Here is a 17,527-nt window from a genome sequence, read left to right as displayed (position 1 = left end):
AGAGGCTACACGTCGAACTCGTCGACCATGCCGCCCTTCTTAAAGACGGACGCGCCGATCGCACCGCCAATCGCGCCAACGAGGGCGCCGATGATGAGGCCCACCACGAGGCCGATCACCGGGTTGCTCATCGTCTGAGCGAATCCTAGCGCCTGCTCGATCTGCGCCGCGTCCATTCCCTGCGCCTCTAGCTGCTCACGGGCAGCCACGATGGGATCGGGGAACACGCCGACGCGGATCAGCAGCTGCTGGATCAGCCCGCCAATCAAGGAGCTGACCGCCCCAACGATGGCGCCAAGCCCAGCGCCTTGCCCGGCTGGGATCGTCAGGTTGTAGGTGTTGGTGTAGTGCCAGACGGCCGCCATTGGCGCGAGAAGCGCGACCAGGCACGCTCCGCACCCGCCGATGATCTGACCGGCCTGACCGCCAGAGGAAGCCAGGAAGGCAAAGATGATCCCGAGGACGACGCCGACGGCGACACCGATGATGATGGACTGATTCTTAGATGGCATAACTACGTGAGGGTGGGTGAGGAAGACATGACCACGGCCCGCTGCTCCAGCAAGCCTCTGGCGACGAGCAGACCCGCGACGAGCCCGAGGAATAGGCCGGTCACTGTTCGAGAGACGGGCGTGTTCATCCACAGGCCGCTGGCGCCGAGCATCCAGTCGACAAGCGTCGGAACGCCAGCGGCGAGCAACACGGCCAGCGCGCGGTGCTTGGGGGACACGCGCGAGAACACGCGCTTCACGCCCTGGACGAACGAGGGGACCGCCAGAGGCCCAACGACGAGCCCGAGCGTGAACCCGGCAAAGATGCCGGTGCACCGGTGGCACAACGCCAGAGGCGCTCCGCCGATGGAGGCCGACCGCTCCGGCAGTTGATGGCACACGAACGAGAACCCGTGCATCAACGCGCCTCTGGCGAAGCCGTCCACGAGCGGAGGCAGGAACGCCAGCCCCAGGAAAAGCACCGCCAGAATTGACCCGATCCCCCATGCGAGGGTCGGGGGCAATCGGATGTCGGCGCGAGGTGTCATGCGAGAAGCTACGGAGAGCCTTCACATTAGATGCATGTCGCGTCGGCGGCCGAGGACTTGCTGGACAGGCAAGAAGCGACGCTCAGGGTTCGGTTGCTCAGCCAAGGCTTAACACACGCTTCGCGGCCCTCGTGGATCGCTAGTCGGGGAAGGCGCGTGTACCTTTAGCACTCAGCACCCGAGAGTGCTAAACCTTCTGACACACCCCATCCCATTCCCATCATGGCCAGCATCAAGCCGCTCGCCGACCGCGTGGTCGTCAAGGCTCAGGAAGCCGAGACGCAGACCGCCAGCGGTCTCTACATCCCCGACTCCGCCAAGGAGAAGCCGCAGCGCGGCACGGTCATCGCCTTCGGACCCGGCAAGGTCGAGAACGGCACCAAGATCGACATGACCGTGCAGGAGGGCGACACCGTTCTCTACGGCAAGTACGCCGGGACGGAGATCCAGCTCGACGGTGAGGACGTCCTCATCATGCGCGAGTCCGACATCCTCGGCATCGTCAACGACTAGTCCCGCCAGAGGCCCCGTGCCTCTTGCGAGACGCCCCGGCCTCTGGCGCCGCGCCCGTCCCCGCGCGACCGCCGCCAGCGGCTCCCGATTACTGAACCCAACCCACTACAATGCCTAAGCAGATTCACTTCGACGTCGAGGCACGCGACACGCTCAAAGCGGGCGTCGACGCCCTCGCCAACGCCGTCAAGGTGACGCTCGGTCCTAAGGGCCGCAACGTCATCATCGAGAAGAAGTTCGGAGCTCCGACCGTCACCAAGGATGGTGTCACCGTCGCCAAGGAGATCGAGCTCGAAGACAAAGTCGCCAACGTCGGCGCGCAGATGGTCAAGGAGGTCGCCTCTAAGACCTCCGACGTTGCCGGTGACGGCACGACGACCGCCACGGTCCTCGCGCAGGCCATCATGAACCAGGGCCTCCGGTCCGTCATGAGCGGCGCCAACTCGATGGACATCAAGCGCGGCATCGACAAGGCCGTGACGACCATCGTCGCCAACCTCCGCGAGCAGTCCCGCGACGTGGGCGGCAAGGCTGAGATCGCCAACGTCGGCATGATCTCCGCCAACAACGACCAGGAGATCGGCGACCTCATCGCTGACGCGATGGACAAGGTCGGTCAGGACGGCGTCATCACCGTCGAGGAGGCCAAGGGCACCGAGACGACGCTCGACACCGTCGACGGCATGCAGTTCGACCGCGGCTACCTGTCGCCGTACTTCGTGACGGACCCAGAGAACATGGAGGTCGTCCTCGAGGACGCGCTCGTGCTCATCCACGACAAGAAGATCAGCGCGATGAAGGATCTCCTTCCCGTGCTGGAGAAGGTCGCGCAGACCGGCGCTCCCCTGCTGCTCATCGCAGAGGACATCGACGGCGAGGCCCTCGCAACGCTCGTGGTCAACAAGCTCCGTGGCACGCTCCGCGTGGCCGCCGTTAAGGCCCCTGGCTTCGGCGACCGCCGCAAGGCTATGCTCGGCGACATCGCGACGCTCACCGGTGGCGAGCTCCTCTCCGAGGAGATGGGCTACAAGCTGGAGAACGCGACGCTGGACACGCTCGGCCGCGCCAAGCGCGTCGTCATCACGAAGGACAACACGACCCTCGTGGACGGTGCCGGCGCACAGGACGGCATCACGGCCCGGATCAATCAGATCAAGGCTCAGATGGAGACCACGACCTCGGACTACGACCGTGAGAAGCTCCAGGAGCGCCTCGCGAAGCTGTCCGGCGGCGTCGCCGTCATCAAGATCGGTGCCTCCACGGAGCCCGAGATGAAGGAGAAGAAGGCCCGCGTCGAGGACGCACTCCACGCGACCCGTGCGGCCGTCGAGGAAGGCATCGTCCCCGGTGGTGGTGTCGCGCTCGTCCGCGCGCTCCCCGCTCTCGATAGCTGCGAGGTCGACAACGAGGATCAGCAGATCGGCGTGGAGATCATCCGCCGCGCGCTGGAGCAGCCGCTCCGCACGATCGTGAACAACGCGGGCCTCGAAGGCTCCGTGGTTGTGAACAAGGTCAAGGAGGGCAGCGGAGCCTACGGCTTCAACGCTCGCACCGAGGCCTACGGTGACCTCCTGGAGATGGGCGTCGTGGACCCGACCAAGGTCACGCGCACGGCTCTCGAGAACGCCGCGTCGGTTGCAGGCCTCCTGCTCACGACCGAGGCTGTTATCAGCGACAAGCCTGAGCCCGAGGCAGCGATGCCGATGGGCGGTGCCCCCGACATGGGTGGCATGGGCGGCGGCATGGGCTTCTAAGCTCAGGCTTTTAGCCTCTGGCGCTCGCGCCACGGCCTCGCAAGAGGCCGATTCGGGCGGCTCTCTTCGGAGGGCCGCCCGTTTTTTGTGCTGCCTCTGGCGCCAGAGCGAGAAAAACCGCTGGCGCGTGAGCCGCTTCCGAGCGCTTCCACGATGGAGAGGGCAGAGGAAATCCCAACGTGCTCGCTATCCTCGTGCGAGCCCTCGCGACGCCGATGCCCTTCCAGACCGCTCCCCCGCTCTCCCACGCTGGAGGCCGCGCCACCAACCAGGACTGCGCGGGGTGGCGCGAAGCGGACGGGGCGACGTGCTGGGTATTGGCAGACGGCCTCGGCGGCCACGCCTCTGGCGAGGTGGCGAGCGAAGCCGCCGTAGAAGGCGCGCTGACCGCGTTCGAGAACCGGCCGGGGACCGACGCCGAGACCGTTCAGCGGTGCATCAACCGCGCGCAATCGGTTGTCCGCACGTTGCAGGAAGGGTCGCCGTCGCTGGACTCGATGCGCACCACGCTGGTCGTCGCCGTCGCCAGAGGCCAGCAGGTACGGTGGGGGCACGTCGGGGACTCACGCCTTTACCACTTCCGTGAGGGCCGCATCGCCGGGCGCACCACGGACCACAGCGTTCCTCAGGCTCTCGTGGAAGCGGGCGAGATCGGCCCGGCGGACGTGCGCGGGCACCCGGACCGCAACCGGCTGCTCCAGGCCGTCGGCGGCAACAGCGCGCCGCGCGCCACCATCGCCGAGGCCTCTGGCGTCCAGTCCGGCGACGCCCTCCTCCTGTGCTCCGATGGGTTCTGGGAGCTCGTCGAGGAGGAGGAGATGGAAGCCGATCTCGCGGCAGCCTCGTCGCCAGAGGCGTGGCTTTCGGCCATGGAGGCACGCCTCACGGCCCGCGCAGACGGGCGCCACGACAACTACTCCGCTCTCGCCACCTGGGCGACCTGATGCAAACGCTCACCCTCCGCTGGAGCCACCGTTCACACCACCACGAGCGCGCCTTCGCGCAAGGGCAATCGGCCGTGATCGGGCGCGACCCGGCCTGCGACGTGTCGCTCCCAGCAGACGACCGGACGGTTCACCGCCGCCACGCGGAGATTATCTGGGACGGCGGCGCTCCGAGCATCCGCGTGATCGGCCAAAACGGCGCGCGGGTGGACTCTCACGCGGGAAAGCTTCGTCAGGGAGAAACCGCGCGGCTAGCGGCGACGGACCGAATTCGGATCGGCGCGTCGGAGATCGAGGCCGTCTACCATAGAGCGACGGCGGGCCCTCGAAAGCTGAGGTGCCACAACTGCAACCGCGTGCAGGACTACGCGCCGGAAGGGATGTGCGTCCACTGCGGCTTCGCGCTGGCGAGTGCCGAAACCGTCTTTATCCAAGAGTGAGCATGACCGTAACGATTACCTGGACCGGCCCCGAAGGCGACGGCGAATGGACGGGCAGCGTGCCGGTCGTCATCGGCCGAGAGGGCGACCTCGAGATCAGCGACCCGCAGCTCTCGCGCCGCCACGCAGAGCTCAGCGAAGCCTCTGGCGTGTTGACGCTTACGGACCTGAACAGCGCGAACGGCACGTTCGTCGGCGACGCTCGGATCGAGAGCGAGTCCTTGGACAGTTCTGGCCGCTTCCGCCTGGGCCACGTCTCGTTTATCGCCGCGCCTCTGGCGCCAGAGGCCGCGAGCGTCGAAACCGTGCGCGTGGACCCGAACGCGACGGTTCGCATCGCTGCACAACCCGTTGTAGCTGCCCGTCCGCACATTGTGGTGGCATGGCGAAACGTGGAGAACGGTGCGACCGGCGAGGCGCGTGTCCGCCCGCCAGCGGCGATCGGGTCGCGGGACGACGCCGAGATCCAGCTCGAAGACGGCCGCGTCAGCCGCCGCCACGCGACGGTTCACTTGCAAGCCGGCGCCGGAGACTTCGCCATTGTCGTCCAGGACGAAGGATCGTCCAACGGCACCTACCGATCTGGCGAAACAGAGCGGATCGACCGGGTGGACCTGGGCGCCTCTGGCGAGATCGAGATCCGTCCGTACGTGCTTCGCCTGTCGCTGGAGGGCGTCGCAGCCGAGCCCGATGGCGGTTCGGAGCGCGCGCAGCCCGTCGTGGCGGACGAAGTCGCGCCGCCTTCGCTGACGCCGCCACCCGAGTCGTCTCCCGAGCAAACGGTTCCTCCATCTCTTCGCTCCCCAGCGCCAGAGGCCCGGGCCTCTGGCGACGAGGGAGACCCTCGCGAGGAGACCTCGTTTGATGAGGAGGCGTCGATCGTGTTCGACGAGGAGCCGCTCATCATCGCGCGGGACTTCCCGCCACCGTTGTTCGACGCCCCGACGGTCTCGGTCGACGCGATCACGCGCGACGGGCGCCCGATCCTCGAGGCCGACTACGTCGCCGTCGGCGGGGGCTTGGGAAGCTTTGTGTGGGTGGACATGCTCCGCATCGGCGGCGTCGCCAGAGGGCAGATCGCGGTCCTGGGTCTGGAGGAGAAGCCGCACAGCCGGTACGAGCGGCTGTGCATCCAGTCGCAGATCCCGGACCATGAACGCCTGCGCTCGGACTCCGGCTCGTGCCCGGACTGCATCTGGGGCTGGCCTGGCTACGCCGTTCGCGAGGCGTGGAAAGAGACGTTCAAAGGCGACCTCACGACCGCCGGACGAGCCGTCTGGAAGATCTTCAACGAGCCCACCTTCGCGACGACCTACACCCCGCGCTCTGGCGACGTGTTCGCCTCCATCGACGTGGAGGCGGAGCGGATCGGGTGGGACGAAATGCGCTACCCGGCCCGCGTTCGCGCCATCCGCAAAACCGACGACGGGCGCTACGCCATCGCGTATACCGTCCCGACGAATGACCCGAACCGCGAGCGGTACGCCCTCGCGCGATACGTCCACGTCGCCGTGGGCTACCCCGGCATCCGGCTGCTGCCGGACCTGCAGACGTACCGGCAAGAGACCGGCGATACGAAGCGCGTGGTCAACGCCTACGAGGAGCACGAGCAGGTCTATCAGAAGCTCGCGCGAGACGGGGGCACCGTAGTCCTGCGCGGTTGGGGCATCGTGGCCTCTCGTATCATCCAGACGCTCTGGGAGCTACGGCGCGACAAGAAGGTCAAGATCAACGTCCTGCACCTCACACGTTCCATCGTCGCCAGAGGCAACAGCTACCGAGGCGCGCGTCGTGAGACGGCCAACAACTGGGAGTTCCAACCCTTTAACTGGCCCAAGGCGTGTTGGGGCGGAGATCTCCGGTTCCTGCTGGAGGAATCCGGGACGGCCGAGCGGGCCGAACTGCTCAAGGCATGGGGCGGGACAACAACTGCCGACCGCGAGGACTGGCGTGACATGGTGGTCCAAGGCCTCGATGAGGGCTGGTACCAGATCCGCGAGGGCGTCGTGGACCACGTTGAGCCCACGGCAGACGGGAAGGTCCGCACGGTCGTCGTCGGGCAGAAAACGATCCGCGACGAAGCGCAGCTCGACGCCGACTTCATCCTGGACTGCACGGGCCTGGTCTCCACGATCGACAGCCATCCCCTCTTGCGCGACTTGGTGGAGCACCATGGACTGGGCCGCAACGTGCAGGGCCGTCTGGACGTGGCGCCGGACTTCGAGATCCGCGGGATGCGGAACACGGCCTCTGGCGCCAGAGGCGAGCGAAGCGGGGGCCGGATGTACGCCGCTGGCGTCGCGACCCTTGGCGGCCCGTACGCGCCTGTGGACAGCTTTCTCGGGCTCCAGTATTCCGCCCAGCGCTCCATCGACGCGCTGGAGCGCCTCCGCGCGCCGCGCCTCCGCCACCTCAACTCAACGCGCTCGTTCGGGCAGTGGGTGCGCTGGGCGCGAGGCCAGTCCCCAGACGGGCGCCGCTCCCCCTCCACGCCGTCGCCCCGGCGCGCTCGCCCCCGTCAACACGCCTGAGCCTCTGGCGCCAGAGGCGCCGTGTGTCCGCCGCAAGAGGCGCCCCCGCTATGACTCCCACTCTTCTCGGCCGCTGGCAAACCCGTATCTGGCTTCTCCTGACGGTAGGCGTGCTGCTCTCCGTTTTCTTCGGGTCATGGTTTGAAACGATCGTGTTCGATGGGTTCGTGACGCCGTTCGTCGTCCTGTTCTGGGTGGGCGTTCTCGGGATCGGCTGGGACGCGCTGTACAACGTCGTTCAACACCGGCGGTGGGACAGCGACTGGCCGCCGGCCTATCAACTGTTCGCGGGGATCATCGAGGGCGTGTTCCTCTTCCTCCTGATCAAGACCGACCTCGTTCCCGGCGTCCCGGAGTCGCTTCCGGCCTGGATGTTCTGGGTTCACTACAGCGCGGTCTGGATCGCGACGTTCTTGATGACGCAGGGCCCGATGCGCATCCTCTTTCCGCAGTGGCGGTTCCGCGGCGGCCAGTTGGGCCGGCACCCGGCCACGCGCGAGTAGATGCTGGCCGACCTCGCGCTCGTCCTTCTTCTAGCGTGGCTCGCGGGCGCCCTCGCGGGACGGGCGGGCTATCCACCCGTTCTCGGCGAATTGGCCGCTGGCGTCGTCTTCGGGCCGCCCGTTCTGGGCTGGGTCGGTCCGAGCGAGGCGCTGACGGTTCTCGCGACCCTGGGCGTGGTGCTCCTGATGCTCCTGGCCGGGATTCGCGCAGACCCGCGCGACATCGCTCGTCACGCCGCAAGCGCGCTGCTCCCGGCTCTCGCAGGCCTCGCCCTTCCGATGGCCCTGGGCTACTTCGTCGTGACCGTGCTCGGCGGAACGCCAGAGGCCGGGCTCATGGTCGGTGTCATCCTGAGCGTGACGGCGCTCGCGACGGTCTCGCGCGTGCTCCTCGATCTCGACATGCTGGGATCGGGCTTAGGACAACGGTTGCTGTGCGTGTCGCTGCTGGAGGTCATCCTGGTGCTCGTCACGTTTGCGGTGGTCAACGGCGCGGTGGGCGGCGGCGGGGAGCCTCTGGCGACGGTCGTGCTCAAAGCCGCGGGCTTTCTCCTGGGCGCTGCCATTGCGGGGCTGTGGGTGCTGCCACGTCTGGGCGCGTTCCTCGCGCGGATCGGCCTCTTGCGCGCGCCGGGCGGCGCTTCGTTTGCCGTGCTGGTGGCGGTCGGGTTTGGCGCCGCGTCCGGCGCGGCGGGACTGACGTTCGTGCCGGGGGCGTTCCTCGCGGGCCTGTTCATTACGCCAGAGGTGCTCGACGAGCAGTTCGAGCCGGCGGCGCGTTCAGTCCGAGATGTTGGCCTCGGGGTGCTGACGCCAGTGTTCTTTTTCGCCGCGGGGTTCGCAGCAGACCTCGGTGTGATCGTGCGGGAGCCCGTGTTGGTCGTCGCCATCGTGGCAGCGGGCGTGGGTGGCAAGATCCTCGCGGGCGTGATCGGCCTGTTGCCGACGCGGGCGTCGTGGCGCGAGGGGGCCGTGCTCGGCATGGGCATGAACGGCCGCGGCGGCATCGACGTGATCCTCGCGGGCGCAGCGCTGGCAGGCGGCGTCATCACTGCCGACCTGTTTACCGCCCTCGTGATCACCACGTTCGCAGCGACGCTCCCGGTCCCGATCCTCCTCCAATGGGGCCAGGGTTGGATCGCTCCCGCCTCGCCAGAGGCCTCTGGCGCGTGAGCCGCTGGTGCGTGGGCCGCTGGTGTGTGAGCCGCTGGCGCTAGAGCTGGTCTGGCGTCACGGTAAGCGTGTACGAGCCGGCCTCCCCAGGCAGGTGGCTCGTGACGAAGAGCTGGTACACGCCGGGCGTGGGCAGTTCGACATCGAAGTACGAAACCGACGTATCGCCGTTGAAGTCGTCGTTCTGGATGATGCTGCTCCCGTCGGGGCCGTTCAGAATGAGAAACGTGTCGAAGTCGGCGGAAGTCAGCTCGGCGTATAGGTAGTTGGCCTCGACGGCTTCGACCGTGTACAGGTCCGCGAACTCGCCCGTGGGCAGCGTCCCGTCTCCCGCGCCGAGGAACCCGCTCGTTGTCGTCGCCTGGCCCAGGCCAGCGAACTGGAGCGCCTCGCCAGAGGCAATGGCTTCAACCGCGGTGCCTCCGGGGGCTGTGGGGTCCGCGTCGCCCAACGCATCCACAACGGCGACCAGGATCAGCAGACCGAACAGCGCGGCGGCTCCTCCCAAAAACCAGACCCATCCGCGGCCGCTTTTGGCCACAGGCCGGCAAGCCGCTTTTCCTCGCGCGGCACCTCGCGTCTTTCGCCCCCCGCTCGGCGCCGCCAGCGGCACCACGCGCCGTTCGCCTCTGGCGACGCGCATCGAGGTCCGGTGACGCTCGTCGCCGAAAGCCGCGGCAATCGCGTGCTCGCCAGGGGTGACGGGGACCACCCGCTCCTCCCCTTTCGCAAGCGTCATGATCTCGCCGCCGTCCAGCTTGTAGCGGCACGCCTCGGCTGCGCGGAGGACGAGAACGGTCTCGGGCCTCTGGCGAGATCCTCCGCCAGAGGCGGATCGGTCCAGGATGGTGTGGTCGTCCACAATCGTCTCGTCGGCGACGATCGTCTCATCCTGGATCACCACGGTCTCGCCCGCTCCGGCGAGTTGCGCGCGGAAATCCGCGATGGTCTGCGGACGGTCTTTGGGCATCGTCGCGAGCGCCGTCGAAACGGCGTTGGCGAAGGAGGGCGTGGCCGAGGGGTTTTTGAGGTGGATCGGCGCCAGAGGCTCCCCGGCAAGGCGGTCGGTGGCCTCTGGCGGCTTGTCGCCGGTGACCATGCGGTAGAGCATGGCCGCGGTGGCGTACACGTCGGTCCACGGGCCCTGGTGGCCGCGGCGCGAGTACTGCTCGAACGGCGCGTAGCCCGGTGTGAGAACGGCCGAGAGGCTCTGGCTTTCTTGTCCGAACGCGATCCGTGCCGCGCCGAAGTCCAGCAGGATGGTCTCGCCGGAGTCGGTGAGGTAGACGTTCTGCGGCTTGATATCGCGGTGGAGGATGTTCCGCGCGTGGACCGCCTCCAGACCGTTCATGACCGGCTCGACAAGAGCGAGCGCTTCGGAGCACGGCATCGGCCCTTCGTGGTCGTTAAGGACAGCGTCGAGCGTTTTGCCCTCGTAAAACGGCATCACCAGGTAGCCCGTCCCGTTCTGCCGGAAAAAGGCCCGCACCTGCACGATGTTCGGGTGATTGAACTGCGCGAGCGTCTGCGCCTCGGCGAGAAACGCGCTCAGCCCGTGCTCGAACACGTCGCTCTCGTTGCCGCCGTGCGGCTGCACCGTCGAGCGGTCCGTCCCGCGCCCCGCCACCTGCGCCGGAAGGAACTCCTTGATCGCGACCGGCACCTGGAGGTGCGTGTCCAGCGCTGCGTACGTAATGCCGAAGCCGCCTTTACCAAGGACGCGACCGATCTCGTAGGCGTCGTTCAGGATCGTCCGGGGCGGGAGGGCCAGGGACGTGCGGGGGCCAGATTCTTGAAAGACGGTGTCCATGCTCAGGAGGGGCAACGCTTTAAGAAACGGATTCCGACCCGATTCCGGCTCGCCCGAGCCCCCACAGACAAAGATCCCCCGCCAGAGGCCTCTGGCGGGGGACGACATAAACCTCTAGCGCCAGAGGCTCAGCTCGTCTGCTGAGCCAGCGCGGCGATCAGGTCGGAGCGCGTGAGGATGTGCGCCTCGCCAGAGGTGGTCGCGCGCACCAGCACGGCGCCCATACCGTTTTCCAGGTGCGCCGATAGACCGGCCACGCTCACGTCGGCCTCCACAACGGGGAAGGGCTCTCCCATGACCGCCTCGACGCGCTCCTGGCGCGCTTCGGGGTCCGCGACGAGTCGCGCGAGGATGCCGCGCTCGTTCAGGCTCCCGACAAGCGTTTCGCCGTCGTAGACCGGAAGCTGGCTGATGCCGTGCTCGTTCATGACCTCCACCGCATCGGCGAGCGTGGCCTGGGGTGAGACCGAGAAAACGCCGCCGGGGCGCGAGACCAGCACGTCGCCCGCCGTCAGCGCGCGTGGTGCTTCCAGGAAGCCGTGCTGGCGCATCCAGTCGTCGTTGAACGTTTTCGCGAGATAGCGGAAGCCGTTATCCGGCAGGAGCACCACAACCACGTCCTCTGGCGTCAGCTCGCCGGCGTGGTCGCGCATCCAGTCCAGCGCGCCCGCCATGGCCATGCCGCAGGACTGCCCCACGAACAAGCCCTCCTCTTTCGCCAGGCGCCGCGTCATCTGCATCGCCTCCTTGTCCGTGACCCGCACGTAGTCGTCCAGCAGAGAGAAGTCCATGTTGCCCGCCAGGATGTCCTCGCCCACGCCTTCGGTGAGGTACGGGAAGATCTCCGCCTCGTCGAACTCGCCGCCGGAGTGGAAATACTTGTAGTACACCGAGCCGTAGGGGTCCACGCCGATGCTCTTGACCGCCGGGTTCTGCTCCTTCAGGTAGCGCGTCGTGCCCGAAATCGTGCCGCCTGTCCCGGCGCCCGCGATAAAGTGCGTGATGCGGCCCTCGGTCTGCTCCCACAGTTCGGGGCCCGTCGAGTCGTAGTGCGCTTGCGCGTTGGCGGGGTGGTCGTACTGGTTGGGGTAGAACGAGTTGGGGATCTCCTCGCTTAGCCGCTTCGCAACGGAGTAGTACGAGCGCGGGTCCTCTGGCGCGACGGCCGTCGGGCACACGATGACCTCGGCGCCGAGCGCGCGAAGCGAGTCGATCTTCGCCTGGCTCTGCTTGTCCGTGGTGGTGAAGATGCACGAGTAGCCTCTGGCGATGGCGACAAGCGCGAGGCCGAAGCCGGTGTTGCCGCTCGTGCCCTCGATGATCGTCCCGCCGGGTTTGAGGAGCCCCTTGCGCTCGGCGTCGTCCACCATCGCGAGACCGATTCGGTCCTTGACACTCGCGCCCGGGTTGAAAAACTCCACCTTCGCGAGAACGGTGCACGGCAGGTCGCTGGCGAGCGCGTTGAGGCGCACGAGTGGCGTGTTGCCGATGGTGTCAAGAATGCTGTCGTGCCACATAGGAGTTGGAGAGGCGGAGGTCAGAATGCGAGGCCGAAGGTGCCCGGCTCAGCCGTCGCCGTCAAGCGAAAACCCCGTACGGGCGGCCTTGCGCCAGAGGCCAGGCGCGAACTCGCCTGCCAAAATCTGCGCCTCTGGCGAAAGATTTCGTGGGGCCCGCCGATACCCCTCAGGCGTTCCCCCAGGACGTGGTATCCTACACCGCGTTCCCACCACACGCATGGAGGTTGCCACCCCTGCCACGGCCTCGGCCGCGCCCTTACCGCTTATTGCCGCAGACCTCGTTACGGCGACGGTTACGGCGACCTGCGACTGCCTCGACGCCAATGAGGCGTGGCGCCAGCTGTTTGGGATGGACGGGCTCTGGGCACGCCTGCCCGCAAAAGACGCGCGGTTCGCGGCGAACTACATCACGGAGGCCGCCAGAGGCCAGATGGTCTCGCAGCAGGTTTTCCTCGTAGAGCCGTTGCCTGGCGCGGACCTGCCGACGCCGGTCTTGCTCAACTTCCACCCCGTCCGGTTGCCGGGGACCTCGGTGGGCCGCTACCCAGTGCTGATCTCGGGGGAGATTTTGCGTGAGCCTGTTTCCTGGGCTCAGGAGCAAACGCGGCGCCGGCGGATGGAAGTTGTGGGCCAGATGACGATGGGCGTCGCCCACGACTTCAACAACCTGCTCACGACCGTTCTGGGTCACGCCGAACTCCTGCGCAACGAACTAGGCGACTTGCCCAGCTCCGCGCTGGACTCGCTCCGCTCTCTTACGCGAGCGGCAAAGGACGGCGCGGCCCTCGTCAAGAAAATCCAAGCGTACCTCCGCCACGAGAAGCGCGAGCGCTTCGAGACCGTGGATTTGGCCTCGCTGGTCGGCGAAGTGGTCACGTTGACGCGGCCGTACTGGTACAATGAGCCCCGGCGCCAGGGGATCGCCATCGAGCTAGACGCGGACCTCGCGCCGGTCCCCCCTATTCAGGGCTACTCGACCGAGCTTCGCGAGGTGCTCGTCAACCTCGTGTTGAACGCCGTGCAGGCCATGCCCGCAGGCGGCTCCATCTCGCTCACGACGATCCGCGACCCGCACCGCAACGCCGCTGTCGTGGAAGTCGGGGACTCGGGCGTGGGGATGCCCCCGCGAGTCTTGAGGCGCATTTTTGAACCGCTGTACACCACGAAGGGCAGCAACGGCACAGGGATGGGCCTCGCCGTCGCCCAGGGAATCATGCAAGAGCACGGAGGACGCATCGAAGTAGAGAGCACGCCAGGGAATGGGTCGGTTTTCCGCCTCGTTCTCCCGTTCGCGCCAGAGGCCCCGATCCCAGACCGCCCCGCCCCAAAGGTCCGCATGGCCACGCAGCCCCCGATGCCCACGACTTCGCTTCGCCTGCTGATCGTGGACGACGAGCCGATGGTCCGCACCATCACGTCGCGCTTGCTCAGCCTTCGCGGCCACGCCATCGAGGCCGTCCACGGCGGCATTGCCGCGCTAGAGGCACTGGCCTCTGGCGCCTACGACTGCGTCGTTACCGACCTGTCCATGCCGGAGATGAGCGGGCGCGAGTTGGCGGCTCACGTACGCGAGAGGCACCCGGCGTTGCCTGTCGTGCTCCTTACCGGAGACACGGACCCCGACGCCGACAGCGACCACATCGCGGCCGTCGTGCGGAAGCCGTTCGAGGCGTCCAACCTGGACGACGTGGTGCGCCGCGTGGTCGAAGCGCACGCGGCGAGCCTTTAGGCCTCTGGCGCCAGAGGCGCCCTATCCGCGGCGGCGCGGGAGCAGTTCCATCCGGACGCGCGCTGTGCCCCGGCGGATCATGCCGATCTCGCGCGCCGCGCTCTCGGAGACGTCGAGCACGCGGTCGTCGGCAAACGGGCCGCGGTCGTTGACGCGCACGATCACGCTCGCGCCGGTCCGTTCATTGGTCACACGCACGCGCGAACCGAGGGGGAGCGTGCGGTGGGCCGCCGTGAGTTCGCTGGGATCAAAGCGCTCGCCGCTGGCGGTGCGGTTGCCCGCGAGTTCCTGGCCGTAGTAGCTCGCCCTGCCGGTTCCGATGACCTCGCCCTCTTCTACGCCCGACGCTGGAGCCGCCTCTTGCGCTACCTCAGGCGCCACAGGCGCAGGTGCTGCGATAGGCTCCGGCGCGCTCGGCAGCGGTGTCGCCAGAGGCCGCGTGGCCTTGGGGGCGGCCAAGCGCTTCACCTTCTTGACACGCGGCGGGACGGGCGCCGGGCTCGGCTGCGGCCAGAGGCCCACGCTCGTGATGGCCACAACGAGAGCGGCGGCCAGGCCTCTGGCGGAACGCCCAAACGCGCTGCGCTGCGGGGACGGGGGCGGGTGGGAGTCGCTCATAGACCGCAAGTGTACGTCGCCGTTCAGGTTGCACCAAATGGAGGTCGCGGGCTGAGATGCCGCGAAGGGAGAACCCCGCCCCACCTCTCTCGTAGGGGCGCCCATGAGCATTCCGAATTCGCCAGAGGCCAAGTCACGCGCCACCGTGCCCCTCCTGACGACGCTGCGGCGCATTCTCGCGTTTGCACGCCCGTATCGCGCTCGCCTGATTCTCGCTATAGGTCTAACGCTGGTGTCGACGGCGATCGGGCTGATCGTGCCGCTGGGCCTCAAGGAGTTGATCGACGCGGTGTTCACGGAGAAGAACGCGGGCCTGCTGGACCGCCTCTCGTTAGGGCTTTTGGGGCTGTTCGCAATCCAGGCGCTCGTGGGCTCTTTCGGGCGCTACTTCATGGAGTGGACCGGTGAACGCGTGGTGACGGACCTGCGGCGGCGGGTGTACGACCACTTGCACCGCCTCGGGCTCCGCTACTTCTCGACTACGCGGACCGGCGAGATCACGAGCCGACTGACGAACGACGTATCGAGCGTCCAGAAAACGGCCACGGACGACCTCGCGTCGGCGCTGACGCTTTCCCTCACGCTCATCGGCTCACTCGTGCTGATGGTGGTCCTCAACTGGCGCCTGACGCTCGTCATTCTCGTCACGGTCCCCATCATGGCGATCGGGACGCGGTACTTCGGGCAGGTGGTGCGCAAGCTCTCGCGCGAGATCCAAGACAAGCTCGCGGACACCACGGCGATCGCGGAAGAGGCCATCGCCGCGATCCGTGTCGTGAAGGCGTTTGCGCGCGAGCGGTTCGAGACCTCGCGCTACGGTACAGCGGTGGAAAGCCTGTTCGAGACCGCACGGAAGCGCGCCGTCGTGGTGGCGGCGTTTTGGGGCGGCGTCGGGTTCATGTTCTTCGTGGCCCTCGTTGTCATTTTCTGGTTCGGCGGCCGGGAGGTGCTGGCAGACCGGCTCAGCGCGGGCGACCTCGTCGCGTTTATCGTCTACGCCCTCAACATCGCGCGGACCGTCAGCGGCGCGAGCCGGCTTTACGCTTCGCTGAACAGCGCCGCTGGCGCCAGCGAGCGTTTGTTCGAGTTGCTGGACATGGCCCCCGAGATCGCCGACGCCCCGGGCGCCCGGCCTCTGGCGGAGCCCGTGCGTGGCGAGGTCGCCTTCGAGGACGTGCGGTTCAGCTACGACGACGGCAGACCTGTGCTGGACGGCGTGAGCCTGCACGTCAAGCCTGGCGAGACGATCGCCCTCGTCGGCCCGAGCGGCGCGGGCAAGACGACGCTGCTCAACCTGATCCCGAGGTTTTACGACCCCGACAAGGGCAGCATCCAGATCGACGGCGTGGATCTCCGCGAGGCGACCGTGGACAGCGTGCGTGAGGCGGTTTCCCTCGTCGCGCAGGACATCGAGTTGTTCGGTGTCTCCCTCGCACAGAACATCCGCTATGGACGGCTCGACGCGACCGACGACGAGATCGAACGCGCCGCTCGCGCCGCCAACGCGCACGAGTTCATCGTGGAAGCCGCCCAGGGCTACCAGACCGAGGTCGGCGAGCGCGGGGTCAAGCTTTCTGGCGGCCAGCGGCAGCGCGTAGCGATCGCTCGCGCACTTCTCAAGGACCCGCCCATCCTGCTCCTAGACGAAGCCACGAGCGCGCTGGACGCCGAAAGCGAGGCCGCCGTTCAGGAAGCGCTCGCGCGTCTCATGGAAGGCCGCACCACGTTCGTCATTGCGCACCGCCTCGCCACCGTTCGCGACGCCGACCGCATTCTCGTCATGGATGCGGGCCAGATCATCGACGAAGGCACGCACGACGACCTCGTCGCCAGAGGCGGCCTGTACGCCCGCCTCGCGGCCTTGCAGTTCAACGACGCGGTGCCTCTGGCGTAGGGAGAAGGCACGCCGAACGCGCCAGAGGCCTCTGGCGGTGAACCGCGGCGAAGGCTGCCCGTTGGAGCCGTCCCTTCATTCACTCCCTTCTCTCTGATGAGCGACCGCCAAACCAACCTCGACCAGCAAGCACGCTGGGGCGACGCCGTGACCTCCGGCAACCTCGACGCGCTGGACGACATCCTCGCCCCCACCTTCGTAGACCACGACCCCGGCGACTATCCCGGGACGCGCGAAGGCGTCAAAGCGTTTTTCCGCGACTTCCGGACCGCCTTCCCCGATCTCGATCTTGAGATTGAACAGATGCACGCCACGGATGACTGGGTCGTCTTCCGGTACACCGCTACCGGCACGCACCAGGGCGAGTTCAAAGGCCACGCGCCCACCGGCAAGACGTTTTCCGCTCCGGCGATCCAGATGGGGCGCTGGGAAAACGGCAAGTGCGTCGAGCGTTGGGGCGTGACCAACGAAGCCGCCATCCTCGAAGACCTCGGTCTCCTTTCCGCGTAACCCCTCCCCTGGCTCCTCTCTGGCGCCAGCGGCTCAACCCCCTACTCAACCCATGAAGAAGTACAACGCAGCCCCAGACATGCAGATCGACGCGAGCAAGAGCTACAGCGCGACGATCTCGACGAACAAAGGTGACATCGACGTTTCGCTCGATGCGGCCAACGCTCCCAAGACCGTCAACAACTTCGTCTTCCTCGCGAACGACGGCTTCTACGACGGCGTCTCGTTTCACCGCGTGATCCCCAACTTCATGGCGCAGGGCGGTGACCCCACGGGCACCGGTTCGGGCGGTCCCGGCTACCGCTTCGAGGACGAGACGCGAGGCAACCCCAACCGCCACGAGCGCGGCGTCCTCTCCATGGCGAACGCGGGCCCGAACACCAACGGCAGCCAGTTCTTTATCACGTTCCAGCCGCAGCCGCACCTCGACGGCAAGCACACCGTCTTCGGGCGCGTAACCGGCGGCATGGATGTCGTCGACAGCCTTAAGGGCGGCGACGTCATGAACTCGGTGACGGTCCACGAGGCCTAGCCCCGATCCGCCTCTGG

General features: G+C 67.3%; 16 protein-coding genes. 11 read left to right on the top strand and 5 right to left on the bottom strand.

The window, feature by feature from the left end:
- Positions 1-5: 5 nt before the first annotated feature.
- A complete protein-coding gene (locus BSZ36_RS06885) occupies positions 6-512 on the bottom strand; it encodes a DUF4199 family protein (RefSeq protein WP_094547266.1) in 507 nt (168 codons plus the stop codon).
- A gap of 2 nt (positions 513-514) precedes the next feature.
- On the bottom strand, positions 515-1,039 hold the full coding sequence (locus tag BSZ36_RS06880) for a DUF2085 domain-containing protein (protein WP_094547263.1): 525 nt from the start codon (positions 1,037-1,039) through the stop codon (positions 515-517).
- Positions 1,040-1,261: 222 nt separating this feature from the next.
- Between BSZ36_RS06880 and groES the strand changes: the two genes are divergently transcribed.
- The 7 genes from groES (at position 1,262) to BSZ36_RS06845 (ending at position 8,897) form a co-directional block, all read left to right on the top strand.
- Positions 1,262-1,552 carry a co-chaperone GroES gene (gene groES / locus BSZ36_RS06875; RefSeq protein ID WP_094547261.1) on the top strand — a complete coding sequence of 97 codons (291 nt, stop codon included), beginning with the start codon at positions 1,262-1,264 and terminating at the stop codon, positions 1,550-1,552.
- Between the two features lie 110 nt (positions 1,553-1,662).
- Positions 1,663-3,306, top strand: coding sequence for a chaperonin GroEL (gene groL, locus BSZ36_RS06870; protein ID WP_094547259.1), 1,644 nt, complete (start codon positions 1,663-1,665; stop codon positions 3,304-3,306).
- A gap of 215 nt (positions 3,307-3,521) precedes the next feature.
- Positions 3,522-4,250: a PP2C family protein-serine/threonine phosphatase gene (locus tag BSZ36_RS06865; protein WP_094547257.1), complete on the top strand. Its 729-nt coding sequence runs from the start codon at positions 3,522-3,524 to the stop codon at positions 4,248-4,250.
- Entirely contained in the window at positions 4,250-4,690 is a 441-nt protein-coding gene (locus BSZ36_RS06860) for an FHA domain-containing protein (protein WP_094547255.1), read from the top strand. Before BSZ36_RS06865 ends, BSZ36_RS06860 begins: the two co-directional genes overlap by 1 nt.
- 2 nt (positions 4,691-4,692) lie before the next feature.
- Positions 4,693-7,221, top strand: coding sequence for an FHA domain-containing protein (locus BSZ36_RS06855; RefSeq protein WP_094547253.1), 2,529 nt, complete (start codon positions 4,693-4,695; stop codon positions 7,219-7,221).
- A 50-nt stretch (positions 7,222-7,271) separates the two neighbouring features.
- Entirely contained in the window at positions 7,272-7,724 is a 453-nt protein-coding gene (locus tag BSZ36_RS06850; protein ID WP_094547251.1) for a hypothetical protein, read from the top strand.
- Positions 7,725-8,897 (top strand): cation:proton antiporter, encoded by a 1,173-nt coding sequence (locus BSZ36_RS06845; RefSeq protein ID WP_094547249.1) that lies wholly within the window; start codon positions 7,725-7,727, stop codon positions 8,895-8,897.
- A 40-nt stretch (positions 8,898-8,937) separates the two neighbouring features.
- Here BSZ36_RS06845 and BSZ36_RS06840 read toward each other — a convergent pair whose 3' ends face one another.
- Both BSZ36_RS06840 and BSZ36_RS06835 read right to left on the bottom strand, forming a co-directional pair.
- Positions 8,938-10,707 carry a serine/threonine protein kinase gene (locus BSZ36_RS06840; protein ID WP_179271063.1) on the bottom strand — a complete coding sequence of 590 codons (1,770 nt, stop codon included), beginning with the start codon at positions 10,705-10,707 and terminating at the stop codon, positions 8,938-8,940.
- A gap of 128 nt (positions 10,708-10,835) precedes the next feature.
- The gene (locus BSZ36_RS06835) at positions 10,836-12,224 is read right to left on the bottom strand and encodes a pyridoxal-phosphate dependent enzyme (protein WP_094547245.1); all 1,389 of its coding nucleotides are present in this window, start codon (positions 12,222-12,224) and stop codon (positions 10,836-10,838) included.
- A 220-nt stretch (positions 12,225-12,444) separates the two neighbouring features.
- Here BSZ36_RS06835 and BSZ36_RS18865 point away from each other — a divergent pair, with 220 nt between their 5' ends.
- Positions 12,445-13,956: a hybrid sensor histidine kinase/response regulator gene (locus BSZ36_RS18865; protein ID WP_179271062.1), complete on the top strand. Its 1,512-nt coding sequence runs from the start codon at positions 12,445-12,447 to the stop codon at positions 13,954-13,956.
- Positions 13,957-13,977: 21 nt separating this feature from the next.
- Here BSZ36_RS18865 and BSZ36_RS06820 read toward each other — a convergent pair whose 3' ends face one another.
- Positions 13,978-14,574: a septal ring lytic transglycosylase RlpA family protein gene (locus tag BSZ36_RS06820; RefSeq protein ID WP_179271061.1), complete on the bottom strand. Its 597-nt coding sequence runs from the start codon at positions 14,572-14,574 to the stop codon at positions 13,978-13,980.
- Positions 14,575-14,677: 103 nt separating this feature from the next.
- Here BSZ36_RS06820 and BSZ36_RS06815 point away from each other — a divergent pair, with 103 nt between their 5' ends.
- The 3 genes from BSZ36_RS06815 to BSZ36_RS06805 all read left to right on the top strand — a co-directional run bounded on the left by BSZ36_RS06815 (position 14,678) and on the right by BSZ36_RS06805 (position 17,510).
- Positions 14,678-16,468 (top strand): ABC transporter ATP-binding protein, encoded by a 1,791-nt coding sequence (locus BSZ36_RS06815; protein WP_094547239.1) that lies wholly within the window; start codon positions 14,678-14,680, stop codon positions 16,466-16,468.
- 96 nt (positions 16,469-16,564) lie between these two features.
- Complete coding sequence (locus tag BSZ36_RS06810; protein ID WP_094547237.1) at positions 16,565-16,978, top strand: ester cyclase; 414 nt, start codon at positions 16,565-16,567, stop codon at positions 16,976-16,978.
- A gap of 52 nt (positions 16,979-17,030) precedes the next feature.
- The gene (locus BSZ36_RS06805) at positions 17,031-17,510 is read left to right on the top strand and encodes a peptidylprolyl isomerase (protein WP_218827594.1); all 480 of its coding nucleotides are present in this window, start codon (positions 17,031-17,033) and stop codon (positions 17,508-17,510) included.
- The last annotated feature ends 17 nt before the right edge of the window (positions 17,511-17,527 follow it).

This window comes from Rubricoccus marinus (assembly GCF_002257665.1).
In the GTDB taxonomy this organism is placed as follows: Bacteria; Bacteroidota; Rhodothermia; order Rhodothermales; family Rubricoccaceae; genus Rubricoccus; species Rubricoccus marinus.
The sequence above is the reverse complement of the archived record's forward strand: the minus strand, read 5'-3'. Positions and strand labels throughout refer to the sequence as shown.

Coding starts and splice junctions, on each gene's coding strand:
- BSZ36_RS06885 (WP_094547266.1), bottom strand. CDS start 512: ATGCCATCTAAGAATCAGTCCATCATCATCGGTGTCGCCGTCGGCGTC.
- BSZ36_RS06880 (WP_094547263.1), bottom strand. CDS start 1,039: ATGACACCTCGCGCCGACATCCGATTGCCCCCGACCCTCGCATGGGGG.
- groES (WP_094547261.1), top strand. CDS start 1,262: ATGGCCAGCATCAAGCCGCTCGCCGACCGCGTGGTCGTCAAGGCTCAG.
- groL (WP_094547259.1), top strand. CDS start 1,663: ATGCCTAAGCAGATTCACTTCGACGTCGAGGCACGCGACACGCTCAAA.
- BSZ36_RS06865 (WP_094547257.1), top strand. CDS start 3,522: ATGCCCTTCCAGACCGCTCCCCCGCTCTCCCACGCTGGAGGCCGCGCC.
- BSZ36_RS06860 (WP_094547255.1), top strand. CDS start 4,250: ATGCAAACGCTCACCCTCCGCTGGAGCCACCGTTCACACCACCACGAG.
- BSZ36_RS06855 (WP_094547253.1), top strand. CDS start 4,693: ATGACCGTAACGATTACCTGGACCGGCCCCGAAGGCGACGGCGAATGG.
- BSZ36_RS06850 (WP_094547251.1), top strand. CDS start 7,272: ATGACTCCCACTCTTCTCGGCCGCTGGCAAACCCGTATCTGGCTTCTC.
- BSZ36_RS06845 (WP_094547249.1), top strand. CDS start 7,725: ATGCTGGCCGACCTCGCGCTCGTCCTTCTTCTAGCGTGGCTCGCGGGC.
- BSZ36_RS06840 (WP_179271063.1), bottom strand. CDS start 10,707: ATGGACACCGTCTTTCAAGAATCTGGCCCCCGCACGTCCCTGGCCCTC.
- BSZ36_RS06835 (WP_094547245.1), bottom strand. CDS start 12,224: ATGTGGCACGACAGCATTCTTGACACCATCGGCAACACGCCACTCGTG.
- BSZ36_RS18865 (WP_179271062.1), top strand. CDS start 12,445: ATGGAGGTTGCCACCCCTGCCACGGCCTCGGCCGCGCCCTTACCGCTT.
- BSZ36_RS06820 (WP_179271061.1), bottom strand. CDS start 14,574: ATGAGCGACTCCCACCCGCCCCCGTCCCCGCAGCGCAGCGCGTTTGGG.
- BSZ36_RS06815 (WP_094547239.1), top strand. CDS start 14,678: ATGAGCATTCCGAATTCGCCAGAGGCCAAGTCACGCGCCACCGTGCCC.
- BSZ36_RS06810 (WP_094547237.1), top strand. CDS start 16,565: ATGAGCGACCGCCAAACCAACCTCGACCAGCAAGCACGCTGGGGCGAC.
- BSZ36_RS06805 (WP_218827594.1), top strand. CDS start 17,031: ATGAAGAAGTACAACGCAGCCCCAGACATGCAGATCGACGCGAGCAAG.